14 protein-coding genes are annotated in these 22,004 nt (G+C 63.7%); 10 read left to right on the plus strand and 4 right to left on the minus strand.

The window, feature by feature from the left end; all coding sequences use genetic code 11:
* Positions 1-8,365, minus strand: an 8,365-nt coding sequence (locus tag HMPREF2993_RS05440) for a type I polyketide synthase (RefSeq protein WP_070701436.1), incomplete at its 3' end; no start/stop codon positions are given.
* Positions 8,366-8,738: 373 nt separating this feature from the next.
* On the opposite strand from HMPREF2993_RS05440, the gene HMPREF2993_RS05445 reads away from it, so the two are divergent.
* A complete protein-coding gene (locus HMPREF2993_RS05445; protein WP_070681410.1) occupies positions 8,739-9,665 on the plus strand; it encodes a hypothetical protein in 927 nt (308 codons plus the stop codon).
* Here HMPREF2993_RS05445 and HMPREF2993_RS05450 read toward each other — a convergent pair.
* Positions 9,662-11,401, minus strand: a complete 1,740-nt coding sequence (locus HMPREF2993_RS05450) for a long-chain-fatty-acid--CoA ligase (RefSeq protein ID WP_070701438.1) — start codon at positions 11,399-11,401, stop codon at positions 9,662-9,664. The two genes, HMPREF2993_RS05445 and HMPREF2993_RS05450, sit on opposite strands and share 4 nt — an antisense overlap.
* Before the next feature lie 177 nt (positions 11,402-11,578).
* On the minus strand, positions 11,579-13,291 hold the full coding sequence (locus HMPREF2993_RS05455) for a long-chain-fatty-acid--CoA ligase (RefSeq protein WP_070701440.1): 1,713 nt from the start codon (positions 13,289-13,291) through the stop codon (positions 11,579-11,581).
* A 76-nt stretch (positions 13,292-13,367) separates the two neighbouring features.
* Here HMPREF2993_RS05455 and mshA point away from each other — a divergent pair, with 76 nt between their 5' ends.
* From mshA to HMPREF2993_RS05475, 4 genes are all read left to right on the plus strand, one after another.
* Positions 13,368-14,633 carry a D-inositol-3-phosphate glycosyltransferase gene (gene mshA, locus HMPREF2993_RS05460; protein ID WP_070701442.1) on the plus strand — a complete coding sequence of 422 codons (1,266 nt, stop codon included), beginning with the start codon at positions 13,368-13,370 and terminating at the stop codon, positions 14,631-14,633.
* Positions 14,634-14,722: 89 nt separating this feature from the next.
* Positions 14,723-15,472, plus strand: coding sequence for a phosphoglyceromutase (locus HMPREF2993_RS05465; RefSeq protein ID WP_046647908.1), 750 nt, complete (start codon positions 14,723-14,725; stop codon positions 15,470-15,472).
* A 75-nt stretch (positions 15,473-15,547) separates the two neighbouring features.
* A complete protein-coding gene (locus HMPREF2993_RS05470; protein WP_070701444.1) occupies positions 15,548-16,813 on the plus strand; it encodes a sensor histidine kinase in 1,266 nt (421 codons plus the stop codon).
* On the plus strand, positions 16,810-17,508 hold the full coding sequence (locus HMPREF2993_RS05475; protein ID WP_070701446.1) for a response regulator transcription factor: 699 nt from the start codon (positions 16,810-16,812) through the stop codon (positions 17,506-17,508). The genes HMPREF2993_RS05470 and HMPREF2993_RS05475 overlap by 4 nt, the downstream gene beginning before the upstream one ends.
* On the opposite strand, the gene HMPREF2993_RS05480 is transcribed toward HMPREF2993_RS05475, so the two are convergent.
* A complete protein-coding gene (locus HMPREF2993_RS05480; RefSeq protein WP_070701448.1) occupies positions 17,505-18,386 on the minus strand; it encodes a DUF3109 family protein in 882 nt (293 codons plus the stop codon). The genes HMPREF2993_RS05475 and HMPREF2993_RS05480 overlap by 4 nt on opposite strands.
* Before the next feature lie 33 nt (positions 18,387-18,419).
* Here HMPREF2993_RS05480 and HMPREF2993_RS05485 point away from each other — a divergent pair, with 33 nt between their 5' ends.
* From HMPREF2993_RS05485 to HMPREF2993_RS13100, 5 genes are all read left to right on the plus strand, one after another.
* Positions 18,420-19,349: a Ppx/GppA family phosphatase gene (locus tag HMPREF2993_RS05485; protein WP_083312729.1), complete on the plus strand. Its 930-nt coding sequence runs from the start codon at positions 18,420-18,422 to the stop codon at positions 19,347-19,349.
* A 9-nt stretch (positions 19,350-19,358) separates the two neighbouring features.
* Positions 19,359-20,228, plus strand: coding sequence for a hypothetical protein (locus HMPREF2993_RS05490; RefSeq protein WP_070701450.1), 870 nt, complete (start codon positions 19,359-19,361; stop codon positions 20,226-20,228).
* 162 nt (positions 20,229-20,390) lie between these two features.
* Positions 20,391-21,182, plus strand: coding sequence for a pyrroline-5-carboxylate reductase (proC, locus tag HMPREF2993_RS05495; RefSeq protein ID WP_070701452.1), 792 nt, complete (start codon positions 20,391-20,393; stop codon positions 21,180-21,182).
* Positions 21,183-21,382: 200 nt separating this feature from the next.
* Positions 21,383-21,571, plus strand: a complete 189-nt coding sequence (locus tag HMPREF2993_RS05500; RefSeq protein ID WP_010189818.1) for a helix-turn-helix domain-containing protein — start codon at positions 21,383-21,385, stop codon at positions 21,569-21,571.
* Positions 21,572-21,813: 242 nt separating this feature from the next.
* Positions 21,814-21,915 carry a 30S ribosomal protein bS22 gene (locus HMPREF2993_RS13100; RefSeq protein ID WP_003855542.1) on the plus strand — a complete coding sequence of 34 codons (102 nt, stop codon included), beginning with the start codon at positions 21,814-21,816 and terminating at the stop codon, positions 21,913-21,915.
* The last annotated feature ends 89 nt before the right edge of the window (positions 21,916-22,004 follow it).

Genomic DNA, 22,004 nt, shown 5'->3' on the forward strand with positions numbered 1-22,004 from the left:
AGTGCAGCTCGGACTCGTTCGGGTCGTTGGCGTTGGTGGAGGTGTCGTGCTTGGACAGGACCGAGACGTCGTTTGGCGTCAGGCCCAGTCCGCGCAGCGAGCGTGCGAGACGAGAGTTCTCGCGACCACGGCCAGCACCCAGCGCACCCAGGCCAGGGGCCGGGATGGAGGTGTGGGCACCGTCGCCATAGGAGGCGGCGTGCGCGACCACTGCGAGCACCGGCAGTCCTAAGTCGGCTGCTAGTGAGGCACGAACCAGCAGGACCGTGCCGCCACCCTCGCCTTCGAGGAAGCCGCCGCGGCGGCGGTCATTGGCGCGGGAGATGAAGCGATCATCGATTCCCTTGGCGGTCATCTTCGCGGTCTCCGCGGTGGCGTTCATATCGCCGAAGCCCTGGAGGGACTCCACCTGGACATCGTCGATACCGCCGGCCACGACCACATCGGCCTTGCCCAGGGCAATCTTGTCCACGGCCTCCTCAATCGACACCGCCGCGGTAGCGCAGGCACCGATGGGGTGAATCATGGAACCGTAGCCGCCCACGAGGGACTGCATGGTGTGCGCCGCGATGACGTTGGGCAGTGCTTCCTGCAAGATGTCGGAGGGGCGGTCCTCGCCCAAGAAGCGGGAAACGAATACCTTGTGCAGGGACTCCATGCCGCCGATACCTGTGCCCTGCGTGGTGGCCACCTGGCCCGGGTGGATGGAGCGCAGCAGCTCCGCCGGAGAGAAGCCGGCCTGGGTGAAGGCATCCACCGCGCTGACCAGGTTCCACACAGCCATGCGGTCGAGCGAGTCGAGCATGTGGTCCGGGATGCCCCAGCGGGCAGCGTCGAAGTTGTCCGGCATCTGCGCGGCCACGGTGCGGGTGAGCGTGGCCTTGCGCGGCACCTTTGCGGTGGCACCCTTGCGGCGGGTGACCTCCCACTCGCCGTCAGCCTCGCGGATGCTGGTGAACTCTGGGTCGGCCTCGGCGATGTCGCGGGCGGTGGCCTCGGAATCGACGGTGAAGGTGATGTCGCGGTCCAAGAACACCGTGGTCAGGTCGATGGAGCCGCGGTCGGTGAGGTGATACTTATCCGTCAGCGTGCGGATGCCACAGCGCGCGACGACCTCATCGCGGAAGCGGTCGAAGATGTCCTCTTCGGCGATCTCTTCGTCGTTTTCCACGACGAACCAGCCCGGCGTGGGCTCCTCGTGCCATGCGATGAGGCCGGTCATCCACGCGAGCTCAATGACACCGGCGGCGGTCAGCTCGGCGGAGCCGTCGCGCTGCAGGCCATACTCGGCCTCGAAACGGGTGCGGCCGGAACCCCAGGAGCTCACCTCACCGATACCGGCGATGACCACCATGTCGTCGAGGTCGGTGGTGATGTCGCCAAGTTCCTGAGCCAGCTGCGGCTGCACCGGGCGCGCCGGGGAAGGCAGTGCCTTGATGCGGACGGTGGTGTCCTTGGCGGCACCCTCTGCAGCGGACTGCGCAGCAGGCTTCTCGACCTCTAGAGAAGTCAGCGAGAAGCCTTCGAGACCGCCGGTGAGGTCTGCCTCGATCGGGCGTTCGGTGGCGCGGGCACGGGATTCGGCGGAAGCTAGGTCTAGCAGCTCAGAGGAGATTTCCTCCGGCGACCAGACGTGGATTCCGGCCTTCTGCGCGGCTGGAACGAGGACGTCGTTGCCGCCCATGAGGTGAGTGCCTGCGACCCAGCCGATCTTGGCTTGCGCCAGGGTGACGCCGGCCGGCCAACCAGCCTCGACGTTCCACTTGGCCAGGATGGCGTCGAGTGCCGCCTTGACCTCGCCGTAGGCGCCGTCGCCACCGAAGGTGCCGCGGTTGGGCGAGCCTGGCAGGACAACGTGGCAGCGCTTGTCGACGTCCCCCTGGCTCAACCTTGCCAGTCCCGCGATGGTGCGCTCGACGGACCAGAGCAGCAGGCGGGCCTGCGTCTCGGTCGTTCCGGAGGCATCCGCTAGCGAGCCGGAGACACTCGGCGCGGCGAAGGGGAAGGCCAGCGTCGGCGTGAGGGCCGGCTTGAGGATCTTGACCTCGTTGCCCACGGACTCGCGCTGTTCAGTGCCGATCCAGTCGATGAGCGCGTCAATATCGCGGAAGCTCGACAGGTTCGCCGGGACCAGCCACAGGGCGGAACCAGCAGCGCCGTGCTCGGCGTAGAGCGTGCGCGCGAATTCCTTGCGGGCCTGGCTGACACGGGAGGCGGTCATGATGACGGTCGCGCCGCCCTCCAGTAGGCGCTCCACCAGCGCAGTGGCGATGGAACCAGGGGCAGCACCCGTGACCAGGGCAACCTCACCGGCGAACGCGCCGGGGGTGGTGTCCACGGCGGCCTTGGCGATGTCCTCGCGCTTCCACCAGCGCGCCTGACGCGCTAGGTCCTCGCCGGCACCGCGGAAGCTGTCCACCGGGTACTCGGCCTGGCCCAGTGCCAGGCGGGCGAGGCGCTCGCGGGCGATGGCCCAGGAGTCGTCGAAAAGCACGGCCTTGTTCGCATCAAAGGACGGCGTGACGGACTTGAGCCAACCGGAGCCGAGCTCTGCCTCGACGGCATCGATGACGGTGGTATCAGGTGCCTCGATGAGCTCCGGTTCGGAGTCCAAGCCCAGCTGGGAGAGAACCTGGCGGGCGACAGTAGCCAGCACGCCGCTCTCACCGGTGACGGTCTCGGCGAAGGCATCGAGCGCAGCGGAGTCGACCACGGCACCGCCACCGGCACCACCGGCGGCCGCGCCCTTGGACACGGATGCACCGTGGGTAGCGGCGACGGCTTGGACGGCGGCGTCGATCAGCTCGTGTGCTGCGGACTTGGAGGTAGCGCTCGCCGGCACGGTGCTCAGCGAGCCGCCGCGCACGGAGTCCTCCTCGCGGGAGCCCAGCAGAATCTCAGCCTCGACGTGGGCAACCCAGGACTCGGGCAGGCCCCAGGTGCCGGTGACGTAGTCCGCCACGGCGGTGGGCTTGAGGCCCGCAGCGCCGAAGAGCTGGCGCAGGCGCGCGCCGACGGCCTCACCCAGCACCGGGCCGAAAGCGGAGTAGCCCGGGGCGGCGGTGGCGACCTTCTCGCGCAGCGTTGCCACGTCGGCATCGGCGGCGCCATCGATGGCCGGCACGCCGATCTCCGCGGACATGTCCATGAGCAGCTGGTTACGGCGCGAGGACACACCGTTGGTCAGCTCCTCCACGGTGTCGGAGTCCGCGATCTGATCCACGCGGATCTTGTTCTGGAAGGCGAAGAGCACCATGATGGCCTCCGCCGCACCAAAGCGCAGCTCGGGGGCGTCGCCGGAGGCGGCGGCTGCGGTAGGCGCAGGAGCAGGTGCGGCAGCTGGCGCGGCCGCAGCCGGAGCCTCGGCAGCCTCGGCTGGTGCCTCGTTGGTTTGTTGTGCCTCCTCGGCGTCGGATTCCGCAGCCGGTTCGGCGGCTGGGGCTTCGGAGACGTCGGCAAGCATGACCTGCTCCTGGTCGCGCTCCACGTTGAGCACGCGGATGGTGCCCTCCGGGATGCCGGCGACGGCCAGCGAGCGGGTAGCCAGGTTGGTCAGCGTCGGGGAAGAAGCCAAGCCGACCTCGATGATCTGCTCGACCTTGCCGAAGAGGAGCTCCTGGGTCTCAATCCAGCGCACAGGCGAAGCGAACTGCCAGGACAGCAGCTCAATGAGCAGCAGGCGGGCGAGCTCGTGCTCGGAGAGGTCCTCCACCTTCAGCCCGTCCAGCTTGCCGGAGGGAGCCAGCGGTGCCACGGCATCGACGAAGTCCTGGGTCAGCTCGAAGGGGCGGGCCACCAGGTTCGGGATGTAGCGGCCTACCAGGGCGTCCAGATCCAGCTCCTGCGGCAGGAGCTCATCGAGCTTCTCCGCGAAGGCCGGAACGCCCTCGCGCAGCACGCGGGAGTGGAAAGGAACGTCGATGCCCGGGACCATGACGGCCGCGCGCGGGGCGATGGCATTGGCCTTGTCCACCAGGGCCTTGAGCCCCTTCTTGGTGCCGGCGACGGAGTACTGCTGGCCGCGGATGTTGTAGTTAACAATCTCCAGGAACTCGCCGGTGGCCTCGGCGACCTCAGCCACCCAGGCGTCGACGTTGTCGGCATCAATGCCCGCCATGTTCGGGCGCAGTGCCGCCATGGCGTATTCGGAGTTGCCCTCCGCATCGCGCGGGACCAGGCTGCCCATGGCGGAACCACGGGAGTAGACGATGTCGATGACACCTTCAAGGTCGAAGATATTCGCCAGCGAGGCTAGCGCGGTGTACTCGCCCAGGGAGTGGCCGGCGAAGTAGGAGGTCGGGGCCAGGGCGTCCTCGGCGCGCAGGCGCTCGGTCTGGGCATAGGCCACTACAGCCAGGGCCACCTGCGTGAACTGGGTCAGGTGCAGCACGCCTTGCGGGTGTCGGAAGGTGGTGCCGCGGACGGTGAGCTCCGTCGGGTTCTCATCGATGACCTTCTGGATGCTAAAGCCGAGGTTCTCGCGGGTATGCGCATCAGCACGGCGCCACGCTTCGCGCGCTGCCGGGGAGGCCTGGCGGTCGCCCTTGCCCATGCCTTCGGCCTGGATTCCCTGGCCGGGGTAGACATACGCCGTGGTCGGCGCGGCAAGCAGGGCCTGGCCGCGGGAGACCACCTCGCCGTCGATGCGGCAGGTGACTTCGAGGGCCTGGTGGATGCCCTTGCGGCCGACGCGTTCAACGGTGACCTCGATGTCATCGCCCAGCTGCACCATGCCGTACATGGAGTAGGTCCACCCCACCACGCGGCCATGGCGCCCGGCCACTTGCTGTGCGGCGGCCGAGAGCCACATGCCGTGCACCAGCGGTGCCTGTAGGTTCACCAGCTGGGCCGCGTTATAGGAAGTGTGAATCGGGTTGTAGTCACCGGAGACTAGAGCGAAGGGCGTCATGTCCTGCGGGGCGGTGACGGTGGCGCGGTCGACGAAGGAGCGCGGCGTCGGCACCACCTTGGTGGCGGACTTGCCGCCGCCCCACTCCGGTGCTTGGCTCGGTGCGGCGGTGCCGGTGGCGCGGCCACGGATGGCAAAGCGGTGCATCTGCGTGGCCACGACATCACCGGAGGCGTGGTCCTTGAGCTCCAGCTCCACCGTGACGATGCGCCCGGAGACGGATTCCTCGATGGCGGTGCAGGAGGAGGTGACGTCGATCTGGCGGCCGTCGGCAAGCTGCTCCAGCGGCACGCGCAGGTCGATGACGTGGTCCAGGTGCACCGCGTTGAGCAGGCCTTCGATGACCGGGTAGCCGTCCTCCAGGCGGCCGGAGCCGAGCGCGGCGTAGATGGCCGGCCAGCACGGGCCGACCAGAACATCCGGGGTGCCGGCCTTCTCGGCTGCAGCATCGCCGCAGGTCACCGCGCTGTGTGCGGAGAGCAGCGAGGCAGGGAAGTGGAAGGAGTAGCCCGACTCGACGGTGGGCATCTCCGTGATTTCATCGCCCTGCTCCGCCGTGGAGCCGACACCAGCCAGGCCCTCCAGGAGGGTGAAGACGGAGTTGGGCAGGCGCTCCTCGGAGACCACCGGGGAGCCACCCGTGGCTACATCCTCCGGCAGGTCCACAGGGACGGTGACCTCGCGGACGTAGAAGGGGCGCTGCTCCTCCGGCAGGTCATCCCAGTAGGAGTCGGCCGTGATGACGATCTCCCAGTTGCCCTCGGCATCCTGGCGCAGGTCGAAGGCGTTCTCATCCATCTCATAAGCCGGGTTGGCCATGAGGTGGCCGTGCCACAGCAGGGTCGGGGAAGTACGCAGGAACGCGGCCTCATCGGCGGCGGAATTCAGGCGGGAGAAAGCCTTCTGCGGGGTCGATCCCTGCTCCAGCAGCGCATCCGTGGTGGCCTGCTCGAAGCGGGCAAGCAGGTCTGCCACCGGCTCGTTCTTCTTGGTAATACCCGCCACGGCCACGGGGCCGGGGATGATGCGCACCTGGTCAGCGGTGTAGCGCTCATCCTGCGCCTGCCAGAGCGTGTCCTTGCCGAACCAGGACTTCAGGTCACCGTCCAGGGCCGGTACCCACGGCATGGGCTTGACGTGCTTGTAGTGCAGGGAAATCCACCAGGCGGCATCGCGCGCCGAGACCTCGGTGGTGCGTGCGGCGGGGTAAGCCTCCAGCAGCTTCGCTGCGGCTGCGGGGGCGTCGTGGACGTCCTCAAGGCTTGCGAAGAGGGTTTCAATCTGGCCGTGGTCCGCCGGGTTCAGGCGGGCTTCGACGCGGTGGAGGAGATCGAAGAAGCGGTCATCCCACGTCGGATCCACAAACGGGTGGGCCAGCGTCACAAAACGCTCGATCCACTCGGCGTAGGTCATGGACTCGACATCGCCGAAGTAGGGCTTGCAGGTCTTGGCCAGGGCGTCGATGATTTCCTGGCGGTGTGCCGGATACTCCTCGATGCTCAGGCTCGTAATCAGACGAGAAGCTGCGGCGAAGGAATTATCGAGGTCGTGGATATCTGCCAAAAGGTGGGACTGCGAGGATGCCACGCCGTTCGCACCGGTGCCGCGGCCTACCCAGCCGTCGTTCTGCTCCGGGCTGATACCGGCGGTGTTGACCAGCAGGTCCTTCACCGAATCAGTGGCCTTGGCCTCCTTGGTGGCCATGGCGACGGTGCCGAGGAAGACGGAGTCGACAGGCATGGCCGGCATACCGTGCTTCTTCGCCCACTCACCGGTGAGGTAGGAGGTGGCGCGGTCGGGGGAGGCGATGCCGCCGCCGACTGCCAGATAGACGTTGGGGTGCTGGCGGATTTCGGCGTAGGTATCCAGCAGCATGTCATCCAGGTTGACCCAGGAGTGGTGGCCGCCGGCGTGGCCGTCCTCGACCTGCATGATGATGCGATCCTCTGGGTAGGCCGTGGCGATGGCCAGGACATCGCGGATCTGCTTTGCGGTACCGGGCTTGAAGGAGATGAAGGGGAAACCGTCGGCGTGGAGGCGGTCCAGCAGCTCGCCGGCCTCCTCTACTTCCGGAATGCCGGCGGAGATGCACACGCCGTTGAAAGACGCACCGGCCGCGCGTGCCTTGGGCACGATGCTCGCCTGGCCGAAGTGGAGGTTCCACAGGAAGCGGTCGAAGAACATGGTGTTGAACTGCGCCGTGCGGCCCGGGCGCAGGTGCTGCTCCATTGTGGCCAGGTGGGCGCGGAAAACCTCATCGGAGTACATGCCGCCGCCGGCCATCTCCGTCCAGTGGCCGGCGTTGGCTGCCGCGGCCACGATCTCTCCATCAGCGGAGGTCGGCGTCATGCCACCCAGCATGATCGGGGACAGGCCCGTGAGATCGGAGAAGCGGGTCTGGGTATAGGTGCGGCCGTTCGGAAGCTCGATGGTGCGCGGGGCGAAGTCAGCGTAGTTCAGGGCCTTGGGCAGTTCATTGCCCGGCGTCGCCAGCGCATCGAGCTCCTGCGGGGTGGCGGCGGAGACCACCGTCACCCCGGTTCCCTGCACCACGCGGCGGGTGATGTTCGCCAAGGCGCGGTCGAGAACGATGAGATGCTCGGAGTTGAGCGCGGCCAGCGTGGCCGGCCAGTCGTGTTCGTTGACCAGGATGGCCTCGGCCTGGGTGCGGGCCTCATCCACGTCGAGGCCGCACTTCTGAGCCAGCGCCACGGTGCGCTCAGCCGCCGGCGCGAGAACCGCGTTGTGGAAGGGAAGGGCCACGGGCAGCTCATCGAAGCGCGGGCTGAGCTCATCGCCACCGATGGTGCGCTTCTCCAGCTCGGCGTTGAAGCTCTTCACGGCCTCTTCGATGGCGGTGCGGGTGGCAGCCAGGTCCTCCGGGTTGCCGGACAGCGCGAAGTGGCGGCGGCCGTTGACCACGGCGATGGCTGCGGTGCCGTGTAGGTGCTCAGTGACGAAGCTGCGCTCCAGGCCCCGGATGGACAGCATCTGGGGGCGCGGGTCGGAGCCGTTGACCGCGCTGGCTGCGGTGCCCATCAGGATGGCCAGAGCCAGGGCTTCTACTGGCTTGTCGACGGCCATCTCGCCCAAGCTTCCCTGCGAATGCCCAGCGCGCTCGTCGATGTCGACGCCGAGATCACGCAGCTGCTCGATGGCAGCAATCTGGCCAAGGACGATGCCGGGGATGGACACTGCCGGCAGAGAGTCGAGGGAATTGGGCTCGACGGAACCATCAATGAGCTGCTCGAGGCGCTCAAGTGCGCCAGGGCACGTGGAGGCAATGGTGCGTGCGGCGGGGCCGGTGAGGCTGCGGGCCTGGGCGAGGGCCTCGCGCAGGGAGTCAGCGGTGGCGGCAGTCTGCGCGGCGGTGGTGATGAAATCCTGCCAATCGGAGCCTTGTCCGGCGAAAAGCACGGCCGGGCGGGGCATGGAATGCAGCATAGTAACAGGCATCTTTCCTCTTTTGAGCTGATGGGGAACGGTTTTATGAAGAGCTGTGGGCAGGATTAGTTAGCCCTACAGAACAATCATGATGTGCCACCGTAGTCGAAGCTTTCGTGCAAAGCTGTCTCCCGCGCGGAAAATGTGAGGTTTTTCTCACGTTTGGTGGCGGGGGCACTCTTTCTCAGCGCTCGCCGCGCGAAGTTGCCCAACCTTTTGTATCCTCGGGCTCACTGCAGCGGCTCGGGGAGGAGCAGGGGTGGCTCGGCATCGGCCCGCGCAGCATGAATGAAAAGAAAAACTAGGGGGGACTATGTCTCAATCAACACCAGAGAAAACGACTAAGACACCGGCTCGGCTCAGCAAAAGCCGAGTTATCAAAACCATGACCAAGCTGGCCGGAAAGCTTGAGGAGGATTCCTCGACCGGCATGCCCACCATCAAGATTGCGGGCGGATTCTTAAGCATCGACGTCAACGAAGAGATGGGCGGCCTCTGCGTCCTTGGGTATTGGGGCGGCGCGGTGTGCTTCGACCCGGACCGGCAGCCGTTGCGTATGGAAGTCAACGATCTCAACGGCGGTGCAATATCCGGCAGCCTCGTGGCCGAGCCCTGTGGAAGCTCCGCTATGCATACCCACCTGCGGGTCTTCGCGCCGCCCTATCTGCCGTCGACGGCCACGAATGCTCAGCTCAAGAGCATTATCGCGGGCTATGCGGCCGAGATGTCAGCGGTCTTCGCGCGCTTGGATGAGCAATTTCCGGAAGATCGCTCAAAGCCGCGGAAAGGCTCTGGGCTCAAGCCGGTGTCGCCTCACTATTTCAGTGAGGCCTATGGGGTGTCAGTAGTGGGGATGTGGCGGGTACATGAACGCGCCACACGCTTGGCGATGATCGGCACGCCCATCCACGTGGTGGATAACAAGAACGGGGCCGTGAGCATCCTCATCAATGAACACACGATCACCATTGAATCCGCCCTCGATGGCTCCGGGGATATTGAGCTCAGCCTCGTCACCCCCTCCGGCCGCTGCGCGTGTGACCTGGATGCGCTCGTGCGCTGGGCTGAGTTTATGAACGATGATCAATACGTTTACTCCGCGCGCATCGAGGCGGTAAACCTCGATGGCGGCCAAGAGCAGGACCTCGTTTTGGTGACCACGGCCCGCATTCCCACGAAGTGGGGCTACACCGACGAACAGCTAGATTGGCAGCTCAGCACGTTGGTGAGCCAGCTTGTCCGGGCTGGTGAAGCGTTCTACCGAACCTTCAACCCCACGCGCGTGATGCGCTATATCGACCGCGCGGCCTAGGCGGGAGCCTCTTCTCCGAGCAGTTTCAGGAGGTCCTTCTGCACTTCGCGGCGGCGGACCTTGCCTAGCTGGTCGGAGGCCAGGTGCTCGAAGTGGTAGAAGGTGCGCGGTACCTTGTAGCGGGTCAGGCGCTCGCGGCAGTAGTCCTTGAGGCCCTCCGGATCGAGCACCGCGCCATCCTCCAGGATGATGCAGGCCACGACATCCTCGGAGCCATCCGCGCGCGGGCGGCCGACGATGGCCACGTTGGTGACGTCCGGGTGCTGGCGGATAACGTCTTCCACCTCGGCCGGGTACACATTGAAGCCGCCGGTAATGATCATCTCCTTGATGCGGGAGACGATCTTGATGAAGCCATCGGGCTCCATAATTGCCATGTCGCCCGTGCGGTACCAACCATCGTGGAAGGACTGCTCGGTGGCCTCTGGCATGTTGAAGTAACCCTTGAATACCTGCGGCCCGCGCACGAGGAGCTCGCCCGCGGTGCCATCCGGCTGGGTCTCGCTGAGGTTGTCTGGGTTGCCGATGCGCACCTCGGTATCCGGGAAGGGGATGCCGATATAGCCGGGGCGGCGGTTCTTATTGAGCGGGTTTGCGGCCACGATCGGCGAGGTTTCCGTGAGCCCGTAGCCTTCCACGAGTAGGCCACCGGTGAGTGTTTCCCATTCCTCAACGATGTCCGCTGGCAACGCCGCTGCACCCGATAGACTGTTTTCGATGCCGTGGAGATCGATGTTCTGTTCCTTGGCTGCCTCCATGACCTTGGAGTAGATCGTGGGCACACCCGGCATCCAAGTGGGGCGGCGCTTTTTCATAATGTCTAAGAGCAGCGGAATCTTTGGCGCCGGGGTGAGGACCAGCTCGCCGCCAATGTGTACGCCGAGGGCTGCGATGAGGGTGAGGCCATAGACGTGGAAGAGGGGGAGGGCAGCGAGCATGCGCTCGGGCTTCTTGCCTATTTCGGGCACCCACGCTTCTGCCATCTTCATGTTGCAGTACAGGTTGGAGTGGGTTAGCTCCGCGCCCTTGGGTCTGCCGGTGGTTCCGGAGGTGTAAAGGATTAGCGCGGTATCGTCGCGGTTGACCTTGGCATCCTGTAGCTTCTGGCCTTGTCCGCCGATGGCGCGCCCAGTGAGCGTGCTCCACGGAACGGTGTTAGGGGCGGGAACTGAAAGTTCGGCGCGCTTGTCCTTAATGATGGGAAGTGGCAAGCGCAGTAGCAGCTGCTTGGGGCGCGGCATGGCCTCGATCATGTTGACTGTAACGATCGTTTCTAGCGGCGTGGTATCACGCAGCTCCTCAAAGACCGGGCTCGCCTTATCCCAGACCACGGCCACCCGGGCAGCGTGATCTTGGAAGAGGGGCTCGAGCTCAGCCGCAGTGTAGAGCGGGTTATGCTCCACGACGGTCGCCCCGAGCTTCAAGATGGCGTAGAAGACTGCCACATGCTGGGGGCAGTTGGGGAGCGCTACGGCGACGCGGTCACCGGGGCGAATACCGAAGGCCTTGAGGCCCGCCGCGGCGGCGCGCACGTGGGTATCGAGTTCGCGGTAGGTCATTTGGTGACCAAAGAACCACGTGGCGGGCCTTTCGCCGAGCTCTTCCACGGTTTCTCGATAGGAGTCCAAGAGCGTTTCGGTACCGTAATCCAGATTGGGCTTAGTCCACTCAGGGTAATACTGGAGCCAGGCTTTCGACTCAAAAGCGGAGGAGGCCTGGGCAGGGGATTCGGTCATGTTCACGAACTCCTTAGGTGGTCAAACTTGTTATGTTTGGAACAGTATAACCAATCTGTGACAGAAGTCTCGCAAAACTTAGCAAAGTTGCTTAAAGCAGTGAACATGCAATAACCCCGGTGATGTGCGTCTATCACGCAGGGATCGCTCCGGGGCTATTGAGTGTTACTTCTCTGCCTATTTCTCCGCCTTGAGGCGCTCAAGCAGATCTGCTTGAACCTCGCGGCGGCGAATCTTGCCCAGCTGGTCCGTGGCCAGCTTCTCAAAGTGGTAGAAGGTGCGCGGCACCTTGTAGCGAGTCAGGCGCTCGCGGCAGTAGTCCTTGAGGCCTTCGGGGTCGAGCGCGGCGCCGTCGTTCAGCACGATGCAGGCCACGACGTCCTCCGAGCCGTCCGAACGCGGGCGGCCCACGACGGCGGCCTCCGCGACGTCCGGGTGGTCCAGCAGCGTTTCCTCAACCTCGCCCGGGTAGACGTTGAAACCACCGGTGATGATGATTTCCTTGATGCGGCTGACTAGGCGGATGAAGCCGTCTTCTTCCATCACGCCCATATCACCCGTGCGGAACCAGCCATTGTGGAATGCCTTCTTAGTGGCTTCCTCATCGCCGAAGTAACCCTTGAAAACCTGTGGGCCGCGGGCGAGAACTTCGCCCTCCTGGCCATCGGGCATGGTTTCATCCAGGTTGTCCGGGTTAGCGATGCGAATCTCCGTGTCCGGGAAGGGGATGCCCACGTAGCCGGGGCGGCGATCATCGCTCATGGGGTTACCCACGATGATCGGCGAACACTCCGTGAGGCCATAGCCTTCCACGAGCATGCCGCCGGTGTACTTTTCCCACTTCTCCACGGTATTGACCGGCAGGGTCGAAGCGCCGGAGAAGGCCGCGCGCACGCCGTCGAGGGAGACGTCGTTTTCTTCCGCCTTCGCCACGATGCGCTCGTACAAGGTCGGCACACCCGGCACCCACGTCGGGGTGTGCTTCTTCATCAGATCCATGATGAGCGGCATCTGCGGGCTCGGAAGCAGAACCAGCTCGCTGGCGATGAGCGGCGCCAAGGTGGCGTTCATGGTCAGGCCATAGGCATGGAAGAAGGGGAGCGCTGCGAGCATGCGCTCGGGGGAATCACCCAGGCCCGGTACCCAGTGCTTGCCCATCAAGATATTGGAGAAGAGGTTACCGTGGGTCAGCTCCGCGCCCTTGGGGCTGCCGGTGGTGCCGGAGGTGTAGAGGATGAGCGCGGTGGTGTCCTTGGTGACTTCCTCTGGGGTGATGACGTCAGAACCATCGCCGCCAATCGCGTTGCCCACGAGGGATTCCCACGGCACCGTATTCGGGGCCGGGGCGGTGAGCTGATCGCGCTTGGACTTCAGCGGCGGGATAGGCAGGCGCAGGGCTAGGCGCTGCGGAGTCGGCATCGCGTTGATCATGTTGATGGAGACGACGGTCTCCAGGGAGGTCGTCGGACGCAGCTTCTCCAAGGTGGAGGCCGTTTTATCCCACGCGATGGCGATGCGTGCGCCGTGGTTCTTAAACAGGCCCTCCAGCTCGTGGGCGGTGTAAAGCGGGTTGTGCAGCACCGCGATAGCGCCCAGCTTGAGCACGGCCCAAAACGCGGAGATGAACTGCGGGCAGTTGGGGGCGACGATGGCGACGCGGTCTCCCGGGCGCACGCCGAAGGCGCGGAGGCCGGCGGCTGCGCGGCGGACCTGCTTGTCCAGCTCGGCATAGGTCTGCGTGCGGCCGAAGAAGTAGGTTGCTGGCTTGTCGGGGTGGAGCGCGAGGTTGTTGTCGTAAACGTCGAGAAGCGTGGTGTCCCCGTACTCCAAGCTGTGCGGGGTCCACTCCGGGTAGTACTGGAGCCACGCCTTGGACTCGTATGCCGACATCGATTCACCTTTCGGTCGCGTAGGTTGAGGTACGGGCCAGTATAACGCGGCTCGTTTCGGGATACACTGGAAAATTATGCGCATCGCGATGATTTCCATGCACACCTCGCCCCTTGAACAGCCCGGTTCCGGGGACGCGGGCGGCATGAACGTCTATGTTCTCAACACTGCCCGCCAGCTCGCGCGCCTCGGCGTAGAGGTCGATATTTTCACTCGCGCTACGCGCCCCAGTCAGGGGGAAGTGGTGGACGTCGAGGAGCGCCTGCGCGTCATCAACATTGTGGCAGGGCCCTATGAAGGCCTCAGCAAAGAGGAACTGCCCACCCAGCTGGCCGCGTTCACGGGCGGCATCTTCAACTTCGCGCGCTGTTTTGAGGTGGAGTATGACGTCATCCACTCCCATTACTGGCTCTCCGGCCAAGTGGGCTGGTTGCTGCGCGATCTGTGGGATATTCCTCTCGTCCACACCGCGCACACCTTGGCTGCTGTGAAGAACGTGCACCGCACGCTCGATGACACCCCGGAAACCGAGGCGCGTCGCATTTGCGAGCAGCAACTGGTGGATAACGCTGACATCCTCGTGGTCAACACCGCCCAGGAAACCCGCGATCTGATCGAGCATTACGACGCCTCCCCGGAAAGGATCGTCGTGGTCTCCCCGGGTGCGGACACCGAGCTGTATACCCCGGGAACGGACCGCATGACGGAGCGCGCCCGCCGCCAGCTGGGCATCCCGCTGCACACCAAGGTGGTGGCGTTCGTGGGCCGCCTGCAAAAGTTCAAAGGCCCCGAGGTTCTGATTCGCGCTACCGCGGAGCTCATGGAGCGCGATCCGGATCGCCGCCTGCGCGTGGTCATCTGTGGTGGGGCTTCCGGGGCGAATTCCTCTCCGGATACCTATCACAATCTGGCCCGTGAGCTGGGGGTGGAGCGTGTGGTGCGTTTCCTCAGCCCGCGCCCGCCGCAGGAGCTCGTGGCCATCTACCAGGCCGCGGACATCGTCGCGGTTCCCAGCTATAACGAGTCCTTCGGGCTGGTGGCCATGGAGGCGCAGGCCTCCGGAACGCCCGTGGTGGCCGCGGCCGTCGGCGGGCTGCCCATCGCCGTCGCGGACGGTGACACGGGCTTGCTCGTCCACTCACACTCAGCGCAGGACTGGGCGGACGCATTGGAGCAGCTGCTTGACGACGATCCCCGCCGCATCGCCATGGGCGAAGCCGCCGTCGATCACGCCCAGCAGTTCAGTTGGGCAGCGGCCGCCACCCAGTTGGAGAATATTTACGCCGATGCGATGAGTATCGAGATTCCGGATTGCCACGCGCGCCGGGCAATCGGATATTAATCCCACACAAGTGGGCATAAACCCACACTTAGGGGTGATGTGCTCGGGTTCACAGGCGGGCTGTCGAAAAACGTGGCATGCTGGTGTTTATGAGTAACGGAAAGCTGATTCTACTTCGACACGGACAGTCCGAATGGAACGAGTCCAACCAGTTCACCGGTTGGGTTGACGTCAACCTCACCGCCAAGGGCGAGGGCGAGGCCAAGCGTGGCGGCGAGCTGCTCAAGGAACAGGGCATCTTGCCGAATATCGTCTACACCTCCCTGCTGCGCCGTGCCATCCGCACCGCCAATATTGCACTCAACGCGGCTGACCGCCACTGGATCCCGGTTGTGCGCGACTGGCGCCTCAACGAGCGCCACTACGGCGCCCTGCAGGGCCTTAACAAGGCAGAGACCAAGGATAAGTACGGCGAGGAGCAGTTCATGGCATGGCGCCGTTCTTACGGCACCCCGCCGCCGGAGCTGGAGGACTCTTCCGAGTACTCCCAGGCCAACGACGTCCGCTACGCCAACCTGGAGACCGTCCCGCGCACCGAGTGCCTGAAGGACGTCGTCGAGCGCTTCGTCCCGTACTTCGAGGAGGAGATCCTTCCGCGCGCCAAGAAGGGCGAGACCGTTCTCATCGCCGCGCACGGTAACTCCCTGCGTGCGCTGGTCAAGCACCTAGACCAGATCTCCGATGAGGAGATTGCCGGCCTCAATATTCCGACCGGTATCCCGCTGGTTTACGAGATCACCGAGGACGGTTCGGTTGTGAACCCGGGCGGCACGTACCTGGATCCGGAAGCTGCTGCTGCCGGCGCCGCTGCCGTGGCTGCCCAGGGCGGAAAGAAGTAACCGCCCAGGAAGCTGCGTGCTGCGCACGATCCCCAGGGAGCCTATACTCCTTGGGGATTCTTTCTAGGGGTGTGAATGATTGTGGAACTGGTACTCGCTTTCCTCGCCGGTGTGGTGGCCTGCGGCCTGGCCATACCGGTGATCACCCGGATCCGTGAACGGATGGAGCGCCGCCGCGTCCGCGATGCAGACGCTAACCAGGTCACCAGTGTTAGCCAGGTTCTGCACCTAGCCGTGGGTGGTTCCCCATCTGGAATGACTGTGCTTTCGCGCACGAAAGAGGTCATCTTCTCTAACCCCGCTGCCCATGAAATGTCGATGGTGCACGACCGCGCGGTGAACCCCGACATTTGGAAGGTCGCGGAAGAGGTCTTCGAAGACAAAGAGACCCGCACGCTGGACCTTGCTATCCCCAAACGGCGCACCGGCAACCGCGTGATTCAGGTGCGCGCAGTGGTCCAGCCGCTGACGCTCAACGATGATCGCTTCGTCATCGTCTACGGCACCGACGAATCCGAATCGGTGCGCATGGAATCCGCTCGTCGTGACTTCGTGGCCAACGTGTCGCACGAGCTGAAGACCCCGGTGGGCGGCATCGCCCTGCTAGCCGAGGCGCTCCTCCAGGACACCGGGGACCCCGAGCACGTCGAGTACTTCGGTAGCAAGGTGCAGAAGGAAGCGGCGCGCATGGCGGACATGGTCAGCGAGCTCATCTCCCTGTCCAAGTTGCAGGGGGCGGAGGCCCTCCCGGAGATGGAGCCGCTCGACCTCGATGAGGTCATTGATGAGGCCATCACCCGCAATCAACTCGCTGCCGATTCCCACCACAACCAGCTCACCCGCGGCGATTCCGCAGGCGTCAAGGTAATGGGAGATAAGTCCCTCTTGGTCACGGCGATTTCTAACCTGATCTCGAACGCCATCCACTATTCGCCGGATGATCTACCGGTGTCGGTAACGCAGAAGGTGGTCGGCGAGAAGGTCGTTCATATTCGAGTTACGGATCGCGGCATCGGCATCGCCCCGGAGGACCAAAAGCGCGTGTTTGAACGCTTCTTCCGCGTGGACAAGGCGCGCTCCCGGCAGACCGGCGGAACGGGCCTGGGCCTGGCCATTGTGAAGCACGTCGTGGCTAATCACGGCGGCAACATCAAGCTGTGGTCGCGCCCCGGAACTGGCTCGACGTTCACTATCGAGCTCCCTATATACGCCGAAGAGAAGCCAGCAGATAATCTTATTAACCGGGATAATATAGAAGACGGAGCCGTCAGCTCTGCCGCCCCTGGTTTGCAGCGCGCCGTGGCGCGTGTAGCAGCTCGTCGAAAGGATAAAGCGCAATGACCACCATCCTCATCGTTGAAGATGAAGAGTCGCTGGCCGATCCCCTCGCCTTCCTCCTCCGAAAGGAGGGATTCGACGTACTCCTCGCCCCGGATGGGCCCAGCGCGCTCGAACAGTTTGCGGCAAATAAAGTAGACATCGTCCTGCTGGACCTTATGCTGCCGGGAATGTCTGGAACCGACGTCTGCAAGCAATTGCGCACGACGTCCTCCGTTCCGGTGATTATGGTGACCGCGCGCGACTCAGAGATTGACAAGGTCGTGGGCCTGGAGCTCGGCGCGGATGATTATGTGACCAAGCCTTATTCCTCCCGCGAGCTCATCGCCCGCATCCGCGCGGTGCTGCGCCGCGGCCACGACGTTTCCTCTGACAACGCCGAGGAGGAACCGGACGATCAGATTCTAGAAGGCGGCCGTGTGCGCATGGATGTCGAGCGACACACCGTGCTCGTCGCCGGTGAACCGGTCTCCATGCCGCTCAAGGAATTCGACCTTCTCGAGTACTTGCTGCGCAACGCTGGGCGCGTGTTGACCCGCGGACAGCTCATCGACCGCATCTGGGGCGCCGACTACGTGGGTGACACCAAGACTCTCGACGTTCATGTCAAGCGCCTGCGCTCCAAGATCGAAGCCGAGCCTTCCCACCCGCAGCAGCTCGTGACGGTGCGCGGCCTCGGCTACAAGTTCGAGGCTTAAGCGCGAGGATCCGCCGGGTGCCGCGGGAAGTCGACCCCGGAGCGCGCCCGGGCCTCGCAGTGTGTGGCCAGAATCTCGTAGCTCTCCTCGCCGAGTAGCGCGATGAGCTCGGTTTTCTGCGACTTCCACAGTGGTTCATCCGCTATGTGGCAGGAGGGATCCGCCGAGCAATACCAATCGAAGTCCTCGCCGCCGTTGCCCCACCCGCGACGGTCATATTCGCCGATGGTGGTGCGCAGGATTTCCTCCCCGTCGGGGCGCTCCTCATAGTCTTCGTGCCGGCGAATCGGCAGCTGCCAGCATACTTCGGGCTTGACCACGGTAAGCTCCTCGCCTGCCTCGAGCGCCCATTGGTGGATAGCGCAGCCCGCCCCCGTGGGCCAGCCGGCACGGTTAGCGAAGATACAGGCGCCGTCGACAAGCGGCGTCTTTAGCGCCGGTTCCGGCTCGCCATCGTCGCCGTCGAGCTCATCCCATTCCAGCCAGGGTTCCAGCTCCTCGGGCTCACCGTGTTGAAGGAACTCATCTACCCCCTCAGGGCGGTGCTGCCAGAAGCGGGCGGGCATGCGGGAGACGGCGTCGTGAAGCTGCTCCCTGTCTGTCTCATCAGCCATGTAGGCGCCGTGGACGCAGCAGCCGACGTCGGGCTGTTGCTTATCGATGCCGTGGCACCTCTCGGTTCCAAACTGGCAGGCATAGTGCGATTCGAGCCAGGTCAGGTCGATAGAGAAGACATGGAGTGGATCGTTCGGATCCGTAAATTCAAACCACTCTCTGGGGAAGTTGGGGGCCTTTTCGCGGCCGGCCAAGATGGATGCTGCCGCGGGGGAGGAGGCAGGAAAACCCAGGTAAACTTCATTCGATTTCGGGCGATTCACACCTACCCACGGTAGACCTACTACTCTGGAGGCGTGCGATTAGGTGTATTAGACGTCGGAAGTAATACCGTCCATCTTGTTGCGGTCGACGCCGCAACCGGTGGGCGGCCTTCGCCGATGAGCGATTGGAAGACCCCGCTGCGTCTGGTGGAACAGCTAGACAAGGACGGCAACATCCACGAGAAGGGCATGAAGAAGCTCATTTCCGCCGTGGGTGAGGCCGCTGAGCTGGGCCAGAAGCTGGGCTGTGATGAATTCATCGCCTTTGCTACCTCCGCCGTGCGCTCGGCCACGAACTCGGCCAAGGTCCTTGACGAAGTGGAAAAGCAAACCGGCGTGCGCCTAGAGATCCTGTCGGGCGAAGAGGAAGCGCGCTTGACCTTCCTGGCAGCGCGTCGCTGGTACGGCTGGTCCGCTGGCCGCATTACCAACCTCGATATTGGTGGTGGCTCGCTGGAGCTATCCACCGGTACCGACGAGCATCCGGAGATGGCCTTCTCCCTCGACCTGGGAGCTGGCCGCCTGACCCACAACTGGTTTGATACGGACCCGCCGGAGAAGTCCAAGGTGAACTTGCTGCGGGATTACATTGACGCGGAACTGGTCGGCGTGGCCGATAAAATGCGCGCACTGGGCCCCGCTGGTTTGGCCGTAGGAACTTCGAAAACCTTCCGCACGCTGGCTCGTTTGACCGGTGCCGCACCGTCATCGGCGGGTCCCTACGTCAAGCGCACCCTCACTGCACCGGGTCTGCGCCAGCTGATTTCCTTCATCTCTCGTATGACTGCAGCTGACAGGGCAGACCTTGAGGGTGTAAGTTCTACCCGATCGCATCAGATCGTCGCCGGCGCGCTTGTTGCCGAGGCGAGCATGCGTGCCCTGGGAATCGAAAAGTTGGAGATCTGCCCCTGGGCTCTCCGAGAAGGTGTCATTTTGCGCCGTACCGATAAGGGACTGGAATAGGAAAGAAACGTGGCTGACAAGAAACAGTTGACAGTTGCGGAGCTGCTGGCCCGTAACGCGAAGAACCGACCCGGCGAGGAGAAGACCCCGCGCCGCCGTCGTCGCAGCCTTGATGAAGGCGGCATCTCGGTTGCGGAGCTGACCGGCAATCTTGAGAGGGTCAAGGCAACTCCGGCCGAGGCAAAGCACTCCAGCGTCTCCATTGACGAAACGGCCCCGGTCATTCCTGCACCGAAGAAGGAGCAGAAGGAACAGCCTAAGCAGGAGACTCCTCAGCAGGAGGAATCCAAGAAGAAGGCTGACAAGCCTCAGGCTGCTGCTGTCCCAGTAGAGAAGTCAGCTGAGCCGGAGACCAAGCGCTCCCAGCCCTCTGATGAGGACACGCGTGTTATCCAAAAGGTCAAGGACGAGCCTAAGGAGAAGGCTGAGGCAAAGAAGACTGAGGCTAAGGCCGAGTCGAAGGTCGAAGAAAAAACCGACGATAAGGTCGAAACAAAGGTCGCTGACAAGACCGCACCACAGGCTGCGGTAGCAACCGAGGATGACACCGTCACCACCGGTGAGCTCGAGGCAGTGGATCAGGACCTTGAAGAATACGACGAGGACTACCACGACGAAGAGGAGGGCAAGCTCAACCCCTTTGCCGTCGTCCTGCTCGCCCTCGTGGGTATCGTGCTCGGTGCCATCGTGTTCAAGGGCTTTGAAATTCTCTGGGACCGCTTCGACCGCCTCGTCGTCGTTGTGCTCGGCGTCGTTGTCACCGGCGTCATCGTCGGAATCGTCCACGCACTGCGCACCAGCCGCGATGGTTTGTCGATGTTCCTCGCAGCCGTCGCTGGCCTCGTGCTTACCTTCGGCCCGCTGCTCGTTGTGATGTAAGCACCTGTTCCACAAGACACTTTCTATAAGGCATCTGTCAGAAGGCATCTGTACCCCTGGAAAACGCCTTCTGACAGATGCCTTTTGTATGCGCGGGGTCAACCTGCGGGCAAAGCCTTGACCTGGTGGCCGCGTTCCAGCCTTTCTGGCACCCTGGGATGCATGACAAAAATTGCAGTACTTGGTGGAGGACAAATCGGCGAGGCCCTAGTTTCCGGGCTGGTGAATGCAGGCTACGAGGCCGCAGACATTGTGGTGACTAACCGCCGCTCCGAGCGCGGTGAGGAGCTGAAGAACGCTTACGGTGTGAGTGTTACCAGCGATAACGCCGCGGCGATCGACGGCGCCGACTACATCTTTGCGTGTGTGAAGCCCTATGCCATCGTCGAGCTTCTCGAGGGCCTCGACATCCCCAAGACAGCTGTGGTCGCCTCCATGGCGGCTGGTCTGACCCTCGACACCCTGGAGAAGGCCGCCGGTGAGGGCGTTCCCGTCGTCCGCGTCATGCCGAACACTCCCATGCTGGTGGGCAAGGGCATGTGCACCTGCGCGGGTGGTGCCCACGTCACGAAGGAGCAGCTCGACGGCGTGGTCAAGCTGCTGGAGGCCGTCGGTGAGGTCGCCGTCATCGAAGAAAAGCACATTGATGCCGCTACCGCCCTGGCGGGTTCTGCGCCTGCCTACTACTTCCTGGTCACCGAAGCGCTCATTGATGCCGGCGTCCAACTCGGCCTCACCCGCGACGTTGCCGAGAAGCTGGCCACCCGCACTGCACAGGGCGCGGGTGAAATGTTGGCTGAATCCGGTAAGGATCCGGTCGCTTTGCGCGCAGGGGTAACCTCCCCGGGGGGAACCACTGCCGCTGCCCTTCGCGAGCTCGAGGAGTCCGGACTTCGAGGCGCCTTTTTCCGCGCCGCTGAGGCATGTTCCCAGCGTGCGCAGGAACTTGCCTAGAGTTCTCCACCGCCCTGGGAGCGATGTGACACCTGTTGTCATTCGGGCTTGATGGGGAACAACGGTGCGAAAGAGGAAAAAATTAGCACTTGGGTCGCATTAGTCACAGGTTTCACGCTAAGCTGGCAGGAGCGCGTGCGTGATAGTCCTGTGGGAGGGGAAGCCTACAGCGCGTCACGTGCTGAAGGGTTAAATAAACTATGACGAATGAAGATAAGGGAACCTTCCTGACCATCGCCGAAGTTGCGGAGATCATGCGTGTCTCCAAGATGACGGTGTACAGGTTGGTTCATGCAGGTGACATGCCGGCAGTGCGCGTGGGACGCTCGTTCCGCGTTCACGAATCCGCCGTCAAGGAATACCTTGAGGCTTCCGTGTACGGAGCCTAGCGCGCACCTCTCTCTGACAGCGCCCACCACTGCGGACCCTCGCGGTCCACGGCGGTGGGCGCTGCCGTTAGTTTTGGTGCTGGGCAGGCCACTAGGTAAGATGGTGAACATTCGTTTCGGCACTGGTATGCCTGTGTCTCCCCGTTTCGCGGGGCCGCCTCGAGTGCACCGTGGGTGGTTTTATTCCAGGCGTTGCCGGCCGGGTTACGTACGTACTGATACCGAAAGTGAGGAAACCTGCTATGGGTTCTGTCATCAAGAAGCGCCGCAAGCGCATGTCCAAGAAGAAGCACCGCAAGATGCTTCGCCGCACCCGCGTTCAGCGCCGTAAGCTGGGCAAGTAAAGCTTCGCCTGCAAACTCCCCGCATGGTCCTTTTGGGATCGTGGCGGGGAGTTTCTGTTATCTTTTCTCCTTCCCGTCATTTCAGATGA

It is taken from the genome of Corynebacterium sp. HMSC068G04 (assembly GCF_001814885.1).
Taxonomy (GTDB): domain Bacteria; phylum Actinomycetota; class Actinomycetes; order Mycobacteriales; family Mycobacteriaceae; genus Corynebacterium; species Corynebacterium hiratae.